Here is a 15,745-nt window from a genome sequence, read left to right as displayed (position 1 = left end):
TGCTCCCCCGCGCATCCCTGCGGCGCCCGCACGCCTTGCTCCCCCGCGCACCCCTACGTACGACAGGAGGACCATGAAGCCCGCCCCCTTCGCCTATCACCGGGCCCGCGACCTCGACGGCGCCACGCGGCTGCTCGCCGAGCTCGGTGACGACGCCAAGGTCGTCGCCGGCGGCCAGAGCCTGGTCGCGATGATGAACTTCCGGCTCGCCCGGCCCCGGCACCTGGTCGACATAGCCGCTCTGCGGGAGCTCGACGGGGTGCGCACGGACGCGGCGGGCGGGCTGCGCATAGGGGCGCTCACCACCCACCACACGGTGGAGAGGGACCCGGCGGGGCGGATCGGCGCGGACTTCGGTGTGCTGCGCGATGCCATGCCGTGGATCGGGCATCTGCCGATCCGTACCCGTGGCACGGTCGGCGGCAGCGTCGCGCACGCCGACGCCACCGCCGAGTGGTGTCTGCTCGCCCTCGCCCTTGACGCCGAGTTCGTGGTCCGCGGGCCGCGCGGCGAGCGCCGGATCGCGGCCGGGGACTTCTTCCTCGGCTACTACACCACCGCGATCGACTTCGACGAGATCCTCGTCGAGATCGTCTTCCCGCGCCCCGCACCGCACGCCGCGCTCACCGAATTCGCCGAGCGGCAGGGGGACTTCGCGCTCGTCTCCGCGGTCGTGGACCTCGACGTCGCGGGCGGTGCGGTACGCGGCGGGCGCGTGGCGCTCGGCGGGGTCGCCGCCGCCGTGGTGCGCGTGCCTCAGGCGGAGGCGGTCCTCGCGGACGGCGGATCGTTCGCCGAGTGCGCGGCCGCGGCGGCGGACGCGGTCGATCCCCCGGCCGACGCGTCCGGCAGCACGCACTACCGCAAGCAACTCGTCCGCACGCTGGTCCTGCGTGCCTGTGAGGAGGCGAAGACCCGATGAACAAAGCGGGAAAAGACGGTCAGTTGGTCGGCAGGTCCGTGGCGCGGCGCGAGGATCCGCGGCTGCTCACCGGGCGCGGCAGGTTCGTCGACGACATCGCGCTGCCGGGCATGCTGCACGCCCAGTTCGTCCGCAGCACGGTCGCGCACGGCGAGATCACGTCGATCGACCTGACAGCGGTACGTGATGTGCCGGGCGTCGTCGCGGCATTCACGGCCGACGATCTGGAGCTGACCGACATCACCGCCCAGCTCGGCCGCCCGCTCTCGGAGTTCGTGCCGACCGCGATGCCCGTCCTGGCCCGCGACCGGGTCCGCTATGTCGGAGAGCCCGTCGCGATCGTCGTGGCACGGAACGCGTACGCGGCGGAGGACGGCCTGGAGGCGGCCAAGGTGAGCTACGCGCCCCTGCCCCCGGTCACCTCGGAAGAGGCGGCCCTCGCGCCCGACGCGCCTCTCGTCCACGAAGAGGCCGCGCACAACACCCTCGTGGACGTCTCGCTCTTCGCCACCGACGGCATCGACGAGATCTTCGACTCCGCCGCCTGCGTCGTCGACGTCGCGTCACGGACCGGTCGACAGAACGCACTCCCCCTGGAGACGCGCGGCGTCGTCGCCCACTGGGACGATCGCGAGGAACAGCTCGTCCTGCAGACCTGCACCCAAGTCCCGCACCAGGTGCGCACGGTGGCGTCCCGCTGTCTGCGCCTCGACGAACGAGCGGTGCGGGTCGTGGTGCCCGACATGGGCGGCGGATTCGGCCAGAAGTGTGTCGTCGGGCGCGAGGAGATCGCCGCCGCGGCGGCCGCACTGCGCCTTCGCAGGCCGGTGAAGTGGATCGAGGACCGCAAGGACGCGCTGTCCGCCTCCTTCCTCGCCCGCGAACAGCACTACGACGTGCGCGCCGCCTTCGACGAGCAGGGCAGGATCCTCGGCCTGGACGCCGATGTGGTGTGCGACATGGGCGCCTACTCCTGCTACCCGTTCACGGCGGGCATCGAGCCGCTGATGGCGGCGGCCGAGATGCCCGGCGTCTACAAAGTGCCCGCCTACCGGGTGCGCGGCCGGGCGGTCACCACCAACAAGGCCCCCACCGCTCCCTATCGGGGGGTGAGCCGTCCGCAGTACGTGATGGTGGTGGAGCGGCTCTTCGAGCGGGCCGCCCGTGAACTGGGCCTGGACGCCGTGGAGATCCGCCGCCGCAACGTCATCACCGAGTTCCCGTACACGGGCGTCAACAGCATCACGTACGACCCGGGCTCCTATCTGGAGTCGCTGAACCTGTGCGAGCGGTTGGTCAAGGACGAGGGCTGGTACGAGAAGCGCTCGGAGGCGGCGGCGCGAGGGCGGCACATCGGCATCGGCTACTCCTGCTTCAGCGAGCGCACCGGCTACGGCTCCAAGGCCTTCGCCCAGCGCAAGATGCGGGTCGTCCCCGGCTTCGACATCTCCGAGGTCCGGATGGACACCAGCGGCGCGGTGACCGTCACCACCGGCACGATGAGCCACGGGCAGAGTCACGAGACGACGATGGCGCAGATCGTCGCCGACGAACTGGGCCTGGACATCGGCAAGGTGAAACTCCATCAGGGCGACACCGAGCGCGTCACCTACGGCTGGGGCACCTTCGCGAGCCGCTCCATCACGGTGGGTGGCAGCGCGGTACGGCTCGCGGCGGCGAAGCTCGGAGAGAAGCTGTGCCGGATCGCCGCGGCGCGCTGGGAGGTCGGCCCTGAGGACGTGGAGCTCGGGGTGGGGACGGTACGGCGCCGCGACGGCGCGAGCCTCACCTACGAGGAACTGGCCGATACCGCCTATCTCCAGGCGCACTTGCTGCCCAAGGACATCGAGCCGGGCCTGAGCGCCACCGCCACCTTCGACGTCTTCAACGACGGCACCTTCTCGAACGCCACCCACGGCGTGGTCGTCGAACTCCACGAAGGCACGGGGCAGGTGGAGATCCTGCGGTACGTCTGCGTCGAGGACTGCGGTGTGGCGATCAACCCGCAGGTCGTGGAGGGGCAGTGCCGGGGCGGCATAGCGCAGGGCATCGCGGGCGCGCTCTTCGAGCAGGTGACGTACGACGCCCAGGGCGAACCGTCGGCGACCAGCTTCATGGACTACAAGGTGCCCACCGCCCATGAGATCCCCGACGTCCTCATCCATCACCTGGAGACGCCGTGCGCGTTCACGGAGACCGGCGCGAAGGGCGCGGGCGAGGGCGGCACCATCGGGGCGCCGGCCGCCGTGCTCAACGCGGTCAATGACGCGCTGCTGCCCACGGGCGTCGAACTCGACCACACCCCCATCACCCCGGAGACGGTGCACCGCGCCCTGAACCTGGAGCTCTCCTCATGACCGACACCGGCCACCTGACCACCACCGGCGACGCCAGCGACGTTCTGCTGCTCACGCTCGACGTCAACGGGGAACGGCACGAAGTGATCACCGAGCCCCGCCGCACCCTGGTGGACGTGCTCCGGCACGATCTGCGCCTGACCGGCACCCATGTCGGATGCGAGCACGGCATCTGCGGCGCGTGCACGATCCTGGTCGACGACCGGCCCGTACGCGCGTGTCTGATGTTCGCGGCGCAGGCCGAGGGCGCCCGGATCCGTACCGTCGAATCGCTGTCGGACGGGGCCGAACTGAACGACCTGCAACGGTCGTTCAGCGAGCATCACGGCTTGCAGTGCGGCTTCTGCACCCCCGGCTTCCTGATGCTCGCCGAGGGCTTCCTCGCCGAACGGCCCGAGGCGACCAAGGACGAGATCCGCGAGGTCGTCGCCTCCAACCTCTGCCGGTGCACCGGCTACCAGACCATCGTCGAGGCGATCGACGGGTGCGCCGTCGCCCGGCGCTGCCCCAAGGAGTCCTGATGCAACTCACCAACTCGGTCCCGGTCAAGGCCTCACCGGACGAGGTCTTCGCCCTGATGAACGACGTCGAGCGGGTCGCCTCGTGCATGCCGGGCGCTGCGCTGGAAGGGCGCGACGCAGACGCCTGGCAGGGCTCCGTGAAGATCAAGGTAGGCCCGATCAGCGCCGCGTACGCCGGTACGGTCCGCTTCCTGGAGGTCGACCCGCAGGGGCGGCGGCTGCGGGTCCAGGCGCGCGGGGCCGACACCCATGGGAGCGGCGACGCGGAGGCCGAGGTCGCGCTCGAAGTGCTCGCGGCGCCGGAGGGCGCGCTGCTCCAGATCTCCACGGATCTGGTGATACGCGGCAAGATCGCGCAGTTCGGGAAGGGTGCCATCGCGACGGTGTCCGACCGGATCCTGCAGCAGTTCGCGCGGAATCTGGGGAGCCTGCTCGATCAGGACCGGACACCGGCACCGGCCGCTTCTTCCTCCGGCTCTTCCGGCTCTCTCGGCCTTCCCTCCACGGCTCCCCGGGCCACCCGCCCCGCGCCCGCCCCGGCGGAAGCCGAACTCGACGGCCTCTCCATGCTGCTCGGTCCGGCCGCCGTCAAGTACGGCGCCGTCGCCGGCGCCTTCGCCTTCGGCCTCTTCGAAGGCTGGCTGCTCGGCCGCCTCGGTTCCCAGGCACGGGAGCTGCGCGCGCTGAGGAGGGCATCGTGAACTACGGCCAGGAGACGGAACGTACCTACGAACGAGCCGGATTCGGCGCGCCCGTGCGCAGGGGCAACCGCCCCGCCATCCTCGTCGTCGACCTGACACGCGGCTTCACCGAGGACGGGTTCCCCTCCGGGGCGGATCTGACCGATGTGGTGGGCGCGGTGGGCGAGTTGATCGAGAGCGGGCGCCCGGCCGACGTGCCCGTCATCTTCACCTCGATCTCCTACACACCCGCCGAGGCCGCGGGCGACGCCGTGACCTGGCTGCGGAAGGCACAGGGCATGCGATCGCTCGTCGAGGGCGGCGACGAGGTCGCGCTCGATCCCCGACTCCCGCGCGACCCCCAGGACTTGATGGTCGTGAAGAAGGGCGCTTCGGCCTTCTTCGGGACCTCGCTGGCCGCCCTGCTCACCGGTCTCGGCTGCGACACGGTCCTGGTGTGCGGGGCGACGACGAGCGGCTGTGTGCGGGCGAGCACGGTCGACGCCGTGCAGAGCGGTTTCTCGGTGCTCGTGCCGCGCGCGTGTGTCGGCGACCGCGCCGAGGGACCGCACGAGGCGAGCCTCTTCGACATCCAGGCCAAGTACGGCGACGTCATCGACCTCGAAGATGCAGTCGGCTACCTCGGCACCCTCACGCACGCAAGGAGGACCGCATGACCCCGCCCGACCGCTGTCTGGCACAGTCCGCCCTGGCCGACCTGGCCGATGTCCCCGCCACCAGCCGCTGGGTCCGCTCGGGCGCCACACGGCTCCACCTCCTCGACTACGGCGGCCCCGGCGCCCCGCTCCTCGTCCTGCCCGGCATCACGAGCCCCGCCGTCACGATGGACTTCGTGGCACGTGAACTGACGGATGTCGTACGCCCGTTGGTGCTGGACGTCCGGGGGCGCGGGCTCTCCGACGGCGGCGGCTCCTACTCCCTGGAGGAGTACGCCGAGGACGTCGAAGCCGTCGTCACGGGGCTCGGCCTCGACCGTCCGGTCCTGTTCGGGCACTCCATGGGTGCGCGCATCGCCGCGGTGACGGCGGTCCGCGGCAAGGTGGCGCTGCGCGGCACGGTGCTCGGGGACCCGCCGATGAGCGGCCCCGGACGCGGGCCCTACCCCACGCCCCTGGAGGCCTTCCTCGACCAGTTGGCGCAGGCCGCGCGCGGCACCGACGCGGACGAGGTGGCCCAGTCCTGGCCGCGCTGGCCGCGCAGGGAGCAGGAGCTGCGCGCCCGCTGGCTGGCCAGCTGCGACGCGTCGGCGATCGCCGCCACCCATCGCGGCTTCGAGACCGAGGACTTCTTCGACTGGTGGCCCTCGGTGCCGGGACCCACGGCGCTCCTGTACGGCGCGGACAGCCCCGTCGTCACCGCGGCGGGCGCCGCCGAGGCCGCGCGGCTGCACCCGTCGGCCGTACTCGGCAGCATCCCGGACGCGGGTCACATGCTGTTCTGGGACAGCGGACGCGCCGCCCTCACCGCCCTGCGCGAGGCGCTGCGCCCGATGCTGACCTGACCGTCCGAACCGATCAATCCCCGTGCTTAAGTGGGCCCCATGGCTGACGAAACCTCCCCCACCACGGCTACGACGTCAGGGCCGCCCGGGCCGCCCGCTGCCCTCACCGCCGCTCCCGGATACCAGGTCCGGCGCCTCTACCAGGCGTATCTCGCGGTCTGGATCCGCGCGGTGGACCCGACGCTCACCGGACCGCAGTTCGCCGTGCTGCAGGCCGTGGACGCCTCGCCCGGCCGCGACCAGCGGTCGATGGCGTCGGCGGTGGCCCTGGACACGTCGACGATGGCGGACGTGGCACGCCGCCTGGAGAACCGGGGACTGCTCCTGCGCAGGACGGCGGCCGACGACGGCCGCCGCAAGCTGCTCTATCTGACCGAGGAGGGTGAGCGCACTCTCCGCGACTCCAACCGTCGCGCCCGCGACCTCGACGAGCGGCTCCTTGAGCCCTTCGACGGCGAGCGGCGCGAAGAAGTCATGCACCTCCTCACGTCCCTCGCCGATCACTGGGAGGGGCTGACCGAGGACTCGTAGCCGTACGCATCGCCGTACGAGAACATCCGGAGGATCCCGTGGCAGTGACCGCGACGACAGCGACCGACCACCACATCGGCATGATCGTGCCCAGCTCGAATCTGACGATGGAAACGGAGCTGCCGCGCATGCTGCGCGACCGCGAGTCCGTGGCCCCGCAGGACCGGTTCGTCTTCCACAGCAGCCGGATGCGGATGAAGCACGTGACGCCCGAGCAGCTGAAGGCCATGAACGCGCAGACCGAGCGGGCCGCGCTCGAACTCGCCGACGCCAGGCCGGACGTGGTCGCCACCGCCTGCCTCGTCGCGATCATGGCGCAGGGTCCGGGACACCACTGCACGGCGGAGGACGAGATCACCGCCGCGCTGCGCTCCGAGGGCGCGCAGGCGCCGGTGATCTCCAGCGCGGGCGCCCTGCTCGACGGCATCAAGGCGCTCGGCGCGGCGCGGGTCGCGATCATCACCCCGTACATGAAGCCGCTCACCCAGTTGGTCGTCGACTACATCGAGGATGCCGGGATCGAGGTCGTGGACGCGCTCAGCCTGGAGGTGCCGGACAATCTGGCGGTCGCCCGGCTCGACCCCGCCGACCTGCGCGACCACTGGCGGCGGGTGGATCTGGGCCGCGCCGACGCGCTCGTCCTCTCGGCGTGTGTGCAGATGCCTTCGCTCGCGTCGATCCAGGCGGTGGAGGACGCGGCGGGCCTTCCCGTCCTGTCGGCGGCCACCGCGACGGCGTACCGCGTCCTGACCGAGCTGGGGCTTTCGCCGCATGTGCCGGGCGCGGGCAGTCTGCTCCGGGACCCGAGTGGTTCTTGAGCGCGGGGGACCGAGCGGGCACGATGACACGATGAACGGACGCACGCGAAGTCCGTCTGAACGCCAGTCCCATCCCTGGGAGTTGACGCATGACCGTGATCCCGCCGCCCTCCACCCACCCGATCGACACCAGCAAGGCACACCCCGCCCGGGTCTACGACTGGTACCTGGGCGGTAAGGACAACTATCCGGTGGACGAAGAGCTCGGGCTTCAGATCGTGTCGCTCGAACCGCAGGCCAAGTACTGTGCGCAGCACAACCGTTGGTTCATGCAGCGCGCCACGCGCCACTTGGCGGGAGAGGCCGGAATTCGCCAGTTCCTGGACGTCGGCGCCGGGATCCCCACCGAGCCGAACCTCCACCGCATCGCCCAGTCGGCGGCCCCCGAGGCACGCGTCGTGTACGTGGACAACGATCCGACGGTGCTCGCACACGCGGAGACGCTGCTGGTGGGGACGGCCGAGGGGGCGACGGAGTTCCTCCAGGTGGACGCGCGCGAGCCGGACAAGATCCTCGAACAGGCGGAGGGCGTCCTGGACTTCACGCAGCCGATCGCCCTTTCACTGATCGCGCTGCTGCACTTCATCAGCGATGACGACGGTGCGTACGACGTCGTACAGGAGCTCGTGGCCGCCCTCGCTCCGGGCAGCCACCTGGTCCTGTCCCAGATCTCCGCCGACTTCGATCCGGAGCGGACGCGACAGGCGGTGGAGATGTACAAGGCGGGGGGTGTCACGCTCGCGCCGCGCGCGCGGGCCGAGGTGGAGCGGTTCTTCGAGGACCTTGAGCTCCTCGACCCCGGCATCGTGTGGGCGCCGGACTGGCATCAGGAGCTCGGCGTCGACGAGGTCAGGGACGGGACGTCGGTGCCGATGTACGCGGGGGTGGCGCGCAAGCCGTAGCAGGTGGTGATCGGGATGCCGGAAATCGCCCTGCGGGCGGTGAGTTGACGGCAGGCTGAGTTCGGGCCCCCGGCAACGGTGCCGCACCCATGGGGCAGGATGACGCTCGCACCGGACACGAACATACGTCCGGTGCACCCGTACGACCTGGAGAAGGAACTGATGGAGCGAGCCCTCACATGGCACGACCTGATCACCGCCGGTATCGCGGTGGCCGTAGGCATCGCGGCGGGTCTGCTGCTGCGCATGATCCTGCGGTGGCTGGGCGAACGGGCCAGCAGGACCCGGTGGAGCGGCGATGACGTCATCGTCGACGCCGTGCGCACCCTGGTTCCCTGCGCGGCGATAACCGCGGGCGCGGCCGTCGCCGCGGCCGCGCTGCCGCTCACTCCCAGGACCGGCCGCAACGTCTCGATGACGCTGACCGCCCTGCTCGTCCTCGCCGGGACCCTCACGGCGGCCCGCGTGGTCACCACCCTGGTGAAGTCCGTCGCACAGTCCCGGTCGGGCGTCGCGGCCTCGGCGACGATCTTCGTCAACATCACCCGCGTGGTCGTGCTCGCGATGGGCTTCCTCGTCGTCCTGCAGACGCTCGGCGTCTCCATCGCCCCGCTGCTCACGGCCCTCGGCGTCGGCGGCCTCGCGGTGGCCCTGGCCTTGCAGGACACCCTGGCCAACCTCTTCGCGGGCGTACACATCCTGGCGGCCAAGACGGTGCAGCCGGGCGACTACATCAAGCTCAGCAGCGGCGAGGAGGGCTACGTCGTCGACATCAACTGGCGCAACACGGTGGTGCGTCAGCTGTCGAACAACCTCGTCATCATCCCCAACGCCCAGCTCGCGGGCACGAACATGACCAACTTCAGCCGCCCCGAGCAGGACCTGTCGATCATGGTCCAGGTCGGCGTCAGCTACGACAGCGATCTGGAGCAGGTCGAGCGCGTCACGACCGAGGTCGTGGAGAGCATCATGACGGACGTCGACGGCGCCCTTCCCGAGCACGAACCGGCCGTGCGCTTCCACACGTTCGGCGATTCCAGGATCAGCTTCACGGTGATCCTGGGCGTCGGCGAGTTCAGCGACCAGTACCGCATCAAGCACGAGTTCATCAAGCAGCTCCACCAGCGCTACCGCGCCGAGGGCATCAGGGTGCCCGCCCCGGTCAGGACGGTGAACGTCCAGCAGGGCGAGCTGCCGCCGGGCTTGATCCCGCATCAGCGTGAGGCCGTCGTGCCGACGAAGTCGGTGCCGTAGCGCACAGCGCCCCGGCACCGACGGGCGGAATCAGCGGATCAGCGCTTGATCTCCTTGATCTTCAGCATCCGCGTGATGACCTTGTCGAGCTCCTCGTCGTCGAAGACCTTCTTCCAGTCGTCGCGCACGATCGACTCACGGCCGTAGTCCATCGCGATCAGGCACGCGTCGGAGAACGGGTTGGAGCCCTTGAGGGTGTTGGCGAGCGCCACCTGGGTGTGGCCGAGCAGCATCGCGCGGGCGGCCTTCTCGGGGACTCCGACGGTGTGCACGGTCTCGTGCAGCGCCTCGGTGAGCAGCGCGCCGACCATGCAGGCGATGGTCTCGACGAGGGTCGGCTCCAGGACGGCGAGCTGCTTGACGGTCACCCAGTGCACGTCGACGACCGGCGCGTACATCACCCGGATCACGGAGTCGGCGAGCTCCCGCTTGGCCTCGTCGCCGCCTTCGTAGGCGGCGACGACCTCCTGAGGTGCGGCGATCCCGCCGAACGTGTCCTGCCACTCCTCCTTGGTGGTGCGCTCCAGGAAGACGGAGGGGTGGCAGGGGTGGGCGCACGCGTAGTGGATGTCCTCGCGCTCGAAGAGCAGGCCCGCGTAGGCCGCGGCCGGGTCGAGGGTGAGGACGACGGCGCCGGACCTCATCAGCGGGACGAGCTCGGCGGAGACGCTGCCGAGCACGATGTCCGGGACGGCGAGGATCACGACGTCCGCCTCCCCGACGGCGTCCGTGGACTCGGTCAGCTCACGGCCGAGGCCGCGGATGAGCTCCTGGCCCTTGGCGGACGCCTCGGAGAAGAGGACCCGGAAGCCGCTCTCCACCAGGTTGTTGGAGACACGCTGGCCCATCTTGCCGGCGGCCCCGATGACGGCGACGGTCTTCACGTCGACCTCGGTCTGAATCTCGGTGGCCATTACTCGCTCCTCAGAAGTGTGCTGATGCTGTGCTGCGTCCACTGGTGTTCGAGCCGGGCCGTGGCGTCGAAGCCGCCGTCCTGCCACGGGAGCCAGTGCTCCACGATCTGGTTCACGCCGGGGGCGCCCGGCTGACGTGCCCCGTCGACCGCGGCGATCATGCCGTCGTGGTCGAGGAGGCCGGTGCCGAGCGGACAGCCGGCGTAGGTGAAGCCGACCCAGCCGTCGCGGCGGGTGAAGGCGAAGTCCTTGACGTGGATGTTCACGACGTACGGCGCGGTCGCCGCGACCACGTCGGTGGGACGCTCCAGGCGGGCCACGCTGTTGCCGGGGTCGAGGACGACGCCCAGGTGCGGGCTCGCGACACCGCGGACGACGGTGAGCAGGTCGTCCGTGGAGACCTGCTCGTACGTCTCGAGGCCGAGCCTCACCCCGGCCGCCTCGTACGCGGGCACGCTCTCCCGGAGCAGCGTGCCGGCCTCGGCGGGAGTGGGCCGGTGGGAGGCGGTGTTCATCATGGAGCGGACGAGCGTGACACCCAACCGCCGTGCCATGTCGAGGTACTTGAGCAGGTGATCGGGCCGTACGCCGCGGGTGCCGAGCTCCAGCGTCAGGCCGAGTTCGTCGGCGATGGCGCGGACGTCGGCGAGCTGCGCGGCGTCGTACGTCTCGATCTCGGGGTAGTCGCAGATCTGGAAGACCTGGCCGCCCAGGGCACGGGTGTCGCGCAGCATGTCCGGCAGCGTCATGGGCCGCGGGGCACGCTCGGAGATGCGCCAGAAGTACGCGTAGGTGCTGATGCCGTACGCCATCACGCCACCTCCGCGGGAGAGTTGGCGATGACCTCGTCGAGGATGGACGCGACGGCGGCCGGGTCGTGGGCGAAACGGCCCAGGAAGAGGCCGCCGACGTCCTGGCCGAGCCGGGTGAGCAGGCCGGGGCCCGCGCTGCCGCCGTAGATGACGGTCGAGCCGGTGTGCGCGGGGCGTCCGTCGAGCCAGTGGGTCAGGGCGGCGCACACCGTGGCGATGTGCTCGGCGGACGCGGGCTCCGCGGCGCCGATCGCCCACTGCGGCTCGTAGGCGAGGACGACCTCGCCGGTTGTTCCGTGCAGCAGCCGTTCGGCCTCGGCGACCGTGCGGCGGGCCGCCTCGTCCGGGGTGACCGGGTCGAGTTCGCCGACGCACAGGACCGGGGTGAGGCCGTTGCGCAGGGCGGCGGCCGTCTTGGCGGCGACGACGGTGTCGCCCTCGCCGTAGAGGCGGCGGCGCTCGGCGTGACCGACCTCGGCGTAGCGGCAGCCGATCTCCTTGAGGAAGGGGCCCGAGACCTCGCCGGTGTACGGGCCCACGTCCTCGGTGGCGATGTCCTGGGCGCCGACCGCGACGCCGGACCCGGCCAGGATCCCGGCGACCGGGACGATCGCGGGGAAGGCGGGCAGGACGAAGAGGCGGGCCGCGCCGCTGGTGACGGCGGGGTGCCGGTCGGCCGTGCGGGCCAGGCGGCGGGCCCAGTTGAGGGTCTGGGTGTGCCCGAAGTACATCTTCAGGCTCACCCCGATGGTGACCGGTGCCGCGGGCATCAGGCGGCCTCGTAGTCGCTCATCAGCCGCACCTTGGCGGCGGACGGCGAGGTCTCGTCGAAGCGGTAGGTCAGCCACTCGGCGGCCAGCCGGCGGGCCAGCTCGATGCCGACGACGCGCTGCCCGAAGGTGAGCACCTGGGCGTTGTTGGAGAGGATCGCGCGCTCCACGGAGAACGAGTCGTGCGCCGTGACCGCGCGCACCCCCTTCACCTTGTTGGCGGCGATCGCGACGCCGAGCCCGGTGCCGCACACCAGGAGGGCGCGGTCGGCCTCGCCGCGCGCGATCATCTCGGCGGCGGCGATGGCGACCTTGGGGTAGGCGGTGTGCCCGTCGGCGTCCACGCCCACGTCGGTGACGGAGGCGACCAGGTCACTGCCCTGGAGGTCCTGCTTGAGGGCTTCCTTGTACTGGTAACCGGCGTCGTCGCAGCCGACGACGACACGGAGCTTCTCGGTCATGGCTCTCTTCCTTAACTGCGGTGGGTGAGGACGCCGTGCACGGCGCGGACGATCAGGGCGAGCGAGTGGGCGCCGGCGTCGACGGTGCCCAGGGACTTCTCGGCGTGCGGCCGTGCGCGGCCCATCCGGGGCAGCAGCTGAGCCGTGTCCCGGGCCGCCCGCTCGGCGGCGGTGGCGGCGGCGTCCCAGGCGGTGGCCAGGTCCGCACCGGCGGCGACCCGCTCGCCGAGGGTCTCGGCGAGCGGCACCAGGACGTCGACCATCGTCTTGTCGCCGACCTGCGCGCCGCCCAGGGAGATGACTCCCGCGGACGCTTCTCGTACGCCGTTCGCGACGGCGGCGGCATCAGGGCGCACGGTGTTGCCGAGCGCGGCGCCGACGGAGCGCAGGATCACTCCCCACAGGGCGCCGGACGTGCCGCCCGCCCTGTCGGCCCAGGCGTCGCCGGCGAGGGTGAGCAGGGACTGCGCTCCGGCGCCCGACTCCCCCGCCCCTACAGCTGTTTCGTACGCGCCGAGCGAGCCGCGCCGCATGCCGATGCCGTGGTCCCCGTCGCCCGCGACGGCGTCGATGCGGCCGAGCTCGTCGGCGTGCTCCTCGACGGTGTCCTTGATGACCCGCAGGGCGTCGAGGGCGGTCGCGGCGGCGCGCCGGGACTCCTCTGTCGCCTCGGGCACGGCGGCCTCGCTGACGTGGATGTCGTCGAGGCCGCTCTCGTCCTCGTCCGAGGAGTCGTCGGCGGGCCTTGTGACGACGCCCTTGCGGTACGCGGGTGTGTCGGCCGGAGCCGTCCACAGCGCTTCGAGTTCCTCGTCGAGCCAGGTCAGCGTGAGCGAGACGCCCGCCATGTCGAAGCTCGTGACCAGCTCGCCGACCTCGGGGTCGACGGGCTCGATGCCCGCGTCGGCGAGCAGCTGGGCGACCCTGCGATAGACGACGAACAGCTCCTCGTACTTCACGGAGCCGAGGCCGTTCAGAATGACGGCAGCGCGCTGCCCCCTCAACTCGGCTACTCCGTCAGGGAGTTCTTTCAGCAAGGTGGAGACGAGCAGCTCGGCGGCGTCGTCCGCGCTCGGCACGGGCCGCTCGTCGATGCCGGGTTCGCCGTGGATGCCGAGGCCGACAGCCATCCGCCCCTCGGGGACGGTGAACAGGGGCTCTTCGGCGCCGGGCAGGGTGCAGCCGGAGAAGGCGATACCGAAGGAGCGGGTACGGGCGTTCGCGTGCTCGGCGACGCGGGTCACCTCGTCGAGCGAGAGGCCCTGTTCCGCCGCGGCGGACGCCGCCTTGAAGACGGGCAGGTCGCCCGCGATGCCGCGCCGCTTGGCGGACTCGGCGGGGCCGGCGCTGGAGATGTCGTCGGTGACGGCGACGGTGCGCGCGTCGATGCCCTCGGACCGCAGCCGCTCGGCGGCCTGGCCGAAGTGCAGGACGTCGCCCGCGTAGTTGCCGTACATGAGGAGCACTCCGCCGCCGCGGTGTGCGGCCCGGGCGACGTTGCGTATCTGCTGGGCGGAGGGCGAGGCGAAGACGTTGCCGACGGCCGCTCCGTGGGCGAGGCCTTGACCGACCAGGCCGGAGAAGGCCGGGTAGTGGCCGGAGCCGCCGCCGATCACGACCGCGACCTGGCCGCGGGTCTGCGCGGTGGCGCGGACGACACCACCGGGCACGGGCCGCACCCAGCGGCCGTGGGCCGCGGTGAACCCTTCGAGCGCCTCGTCGGCGAACGCGGCGGGGTCATTGTGCAGGCGAGTCATCGCTTGGCCTCCATCGGCTCGTGAACGGCCGGCTGTGCGTCGGCTCCGTGCCGGGTGCCGAGCCGGATCATCAGGGCGGCGGACAGGAGCATGAAGAAGCCGACCAGGTAGAGCGGCAGGTAGTAGGCGCCGCTCAGGTCCTTCAGCCAGCCGGTGATGTAACTGGACGCGAATCCCGCGATGTTGCCCGCGGTGTTGATCAGGGCGATGCCCGCGGCCGCTGCGGCACCGGTGAGGAACTTGGACGGCACGGACCAGAAGACCGGCAGGGCGGCGAAGATCGAACACGCGGTGACGGTGATGACGGCGACGGTGGCCGTCGGTGAGCCCATGTAGAGGGCGAGCGGGATGGTGACGCCGCCGACGATCGCGGGCCCGGCGATGTGCCAGGTGCGGGTGCCCTTGCGGGTGGCGTGCCGTGTCCAGAAGAAGAGGACGATCGCGGCGGGGAGGTAGGGGATCGCGGTGATCCAGGCCTTGTCCATCACGCTGAACGTGGTGTCGTACTGCTCCTGGAAGCCGTTGATGATCGTCGGCAGGAAGAACGCGAGGGCGTAGAGGCCGTAGACGAAGCCGAAGTAGACGACGGCGAGGGTCCAGACGCGGGCGTTGGTGAAGGCGGCCTTCAGGTCTCCCTTGGCGTGCTTGCCCTCGTCGCCCGTGTGGCCGGTCTTGTGGGCGTTCTCGGCGGTGAGTTCCTCGGTGAGCCAGGTCTTCTCCGCCGGGGTCAGCCACTTGGCGTCGGCCGGGCGGTCGATCAGATAGAACCAGGCGATGACGCCGAGGAGGATCGCGGGGACGGAGACGAAGAGGAACATCACCCGCCAGCCCTCGAGGCCGAACAGGCCGTGGTGGCCGATCAGCCAGCCCGCGAGCGGGGCGCCGAAGACCGTGGTCAGCGGCTGGGCCAGGTAGAAGAGCCCGAGGATCTTGGTGCGGTGGCGGCTCGGCACCCACTGGCTCAGGAAGAGGATCGCTCCGGGGAAGAACCCGGCCTCGGCGACGCCGAGCAGGAAGCGCAGGGCGTAGAGCTCACTGCTGCTGCTCACCCAGGTGAAGAGGAGCGAGACGACGCCCCAGGTCACCATGATGCGGGCCAGCCAGCGGCGGGCACCGAAGCGGTGCAGCGCCATGTTGCTGGGGACTTCGAGAACGATGTAACCGAGGAAGAAGATCCCCGAGGCGAAGCCGAACTGCGCGGCGGTGAGCGCCAGATCGTGGCCCATCCCGTTGGGTTCCGCGAAGGAAACGGCGGTGCGGTCCAGATAGTTCACGAAGAACATCAGGGCCACGAAGGGGACGAGGCGGGTCGAGACCTTCTTGATCGCCGATCTCTCGACGGCTGATCTCGTCTCCGGTACTGCGGGGGGCGCGGCGCTGGCAGACATGGCGACTCCTCGGCTCGCCGGACGGCTTTGTCCGGTCTGGGTCACTCTCGGCAGGCGACGGGGCAGCGGGGGGCCGACCACGCCGGGGGCCGATCTGGAGTTCACGCTAGGCCCGATTTTCAAATTGGTCACCAAT

The 15,745-nt window shown here is 70.9% G+C and carries 16 protein-coding genes; 10 read left to right on the top strand and 6 right to left on the bottom strand.

The features are described from left to right. Positions 1–73: 73 nt before the first annotated feature. The 10 genes from ACZ5CR_RS04520 to ACZ5CR_RS04475 all read left to right on the top strand — a co-directional run bounded on the left by ACZ5CR_RS04520 (position 74) and on the right by ACZ5CR_RS04475 (position 9,507). Complete coding sequence (locus ACZ5CR_RS04520; protein WP_468853462.1) at positions 74–922, top strand: FAD binding domain-containing protein; 849 nt, start codon at positions 74–76, stop codon at positions 920–922. Beyond that, positions 919–3,279 carry a xanthine dehydrogenase family protein molybdopterin-binding subunit gene (locus ACZ5CR_RS04515; RefSeq protein WP_468853461.1) on the top strand — a complete coding sequence of 787 codons (2,361 nt, stop codon included), beginning with the start codon at positions 919–921 and terminating at the stop codon, positions 3,277–3,279. Before ACZ5CR_RS04520 ends, ACZ5CR_RS04515 begins: the two co-directional genes overlap by 4 nt. Beyond that, complete coding sequence (locus ACZ5CR_RS04510) at positions 3,276–3,800, top strand: (2Fe-2S)-binding protein (RefSeq protein WP_468853460.1); 525 nt, start codon at positions 3,276–3,278, stop codon at positions 3,798–3,800. The genes ACZ5CR_RS04515 and ACZ5CR_RS04510 overlap by 4 nt, the downstream gene beginning before the upstream one ends. Further along, the gene (locus ACZ5CR_RS04505; protein ID WP_468853459.1) at positions 3,800–4,501 is read left to right on the top strand and encodes an SRPBCC family protein; all 702 of its coding nucleotides are present in this window, start codon (positions 3,800–3,802) and stop codon (positions 4,499–4,501) included. Before ACZ5CR_RS04510 ends, ACZ5CR_RS04505 begins: the two co-directional genes overlap by 1 nt. After that, positions 4,495–5,157: an isochorismatase family protein gene (locus tag ACZ5CR_RS04500; RefSeq protein ID WP_468853896.1), complete on the top strand. Its 663-nt coding sequence runs from the start codon at positions 4,495–4,497 to the stop codon at positions 5,155–5,157. The genes ACZ5CR_RS04505 and ACZ5CR_RS04500 overlap by 7 nt, the downstream gene beginning before the upstream one ends. After that, a complete protein-coding gene (locus ACZ5CR_RS04495; RefSeq protein WP_468853457.1) occupies positions 5,154–6,002 on the top strand; it encodes an alpha/beta fold hydrolase in 849 nt (282 codons plus the stop codon). The genes ACZ5CR_RS04500 and ACZ5CR_RS04495 overlap by 4 nt, the downstream gene beginning before the upstream one ends. 39 nt (positions 6,003–6,041) lie before the next feature. After that, the gene (locus tag ACZ5CR_RS04490; protein WP_468853456.1) at positions 6,042–6,533 is read left to right on the top strand and encodes a MarR family winged helix-turn-helix transcriptional regulator; all 492 of its coding nucleotides are present in this window, start codon (positions 6,042–6,044) and stop codon (positions 6,531–6,533) included. An 80-nt stretch (positions 6,534–6,613) separates the two neighbouring features. Next, complete coding sequence (locus tag ACZ5CR_RS04485; protein ID WP_468853894.1) at positions 6,614–7,351, top strand: maleate cis-trans isomerase family protein; 738 nt, start codon at positions 6,614–6,616, stop codon at positions 7,349–7,351. An 89-nt stretch (positions 7,352–7,440) separates the two neighbouring features. Beyond that, positions 7,441–8,253 (top strand): SAM-dependent methyltransferase, encoded by an 813-nt coding sequence (locus ACZ5CR_RS04480; protein WP_468853455.1) that lies wholly within the window; start codon positions 7,441–7,443, stop codon positions 8,251–8,253. 162 nt (positions 8,254–8,415) lie between these two features. After that, the gene (locus ACZ5CR_RS04475; protein ID WP_468853892.1) at positions 8,416–9,507 is read left to right on the top strand and encodes a mechanosensitive ion channel family protein; all 1,092 of its coding nucleotides are present in this window, start codon (positions 8,416–8,418) and stop codon (positions 9,505–9,507) included. A 38-nt stretch (positions 9,508–9,545) separates the two neighbouring features. Here the strand turns inward: ACZ5CR_RS04475 and ACZ5CR_RS04470 are convergent, their stop codons facing one another. Genes ACZ5CR_RS04470 through ACZ5CR_RS04445 form a run of 6 tightly spaced genes read right to left on the bottom strand, consistent with a single transcriptional unit; the run spans position 9,546 to position 15,609 of the window. Then, positions 9,546–10,421 (bottom strand): phosphogluconate dehydrogenase C-terminal domain-containing protein, encoded by an 876-nt coding sequence (locus tag ACZ5CR_RS04470; RefSeq protein WP_468853454.1) that lies wholly within the window; start codon positions 10,419–10,421, stop codon positions 9,546–9,548. After that, positions 10,421–11,233: a sugar phosphate isomerase/epimerase family protein gene (locus ACZ5CR_RS04465; RefSeq protein WP_468853452.1), complete on the bottom strand. Its 813-nt coding sequence runs from the start codon at positions 11,231–11,233 to the stop codon at positions 10,421–10,423. The genes ACZ5CR_RS04470 and ACZ5CR_RS04465 overlap by 1 nt, the downstream gene beginning before the upstream one ends. Then, positions 11,233–12,003, bottom strand: coding sequence for a triose-phosphate isomerase family protein (locus tag ACZ5CR_RS04460; RefSeq protein WP_468853450.1), 771 nt, complete (start codon positions 12,001–12,003; stop codon positions 11,233–11,235). The genes ACZ5CR_RS04465 and ACZ5CR_RS04460 overlap by 1 nt, the downstream gene beginning before the upstream one ends. Beyond that, complete coding sequence (locus tag ACZ5CR_RS04455) at positions 12,003–12,464, bottom strand: ribose-5-phosphate isomerase (protein ID WP_468853447.1); 462 nt, start codon at positions 12,462–12,464, stop codon at positions 12,003–12,005. The genes ACZ5CR_RS04460 and ACZ5CR_RS04455 overlap by 1 nt, the downstream gene beginning before the upstream one ends. A gap of 11 nt (positions 12,465–12,475) precedes the next feature. Continuing rightward, positions 12,476–14,221, bottom strand: coding sequence for a dihydroxyacetone kinase family protein (locus ACZ5CR_RS04450; protein WP_468853446.1), 1,746 nt, complete (start codon positions 14,219–14,221; stop codon positions 12,476–12,478). After that, the gene (locus tag ACZ5CR_RS04445) at positions 14,218–15,609 is read right to left on the bottom strand and encodes an MFS transporter (protein ID WP_468853444.1); all 1,392 of its coding nucleotides are present in this window, start codon (positions 15,607–15,609) and stop codon (positions 14,218–14,220) included. Before ACZ5CR_RS04445 ends, ACZ5CR_RS04450 begins: the two co-directional genes overlap by 4 nt. Between the last annotated feature and the right edge of the window lie 136 nt (positions 15,610–15,745).

This window comes from Streptomyces sp. NPDC031274 (genome assembly GCF_055570235.1).
The sequence above is the reverse complement of the archived record's forward strand: the minus strand, read 5'-3'. Positions and strand labels throughout refer to the sequence as shown.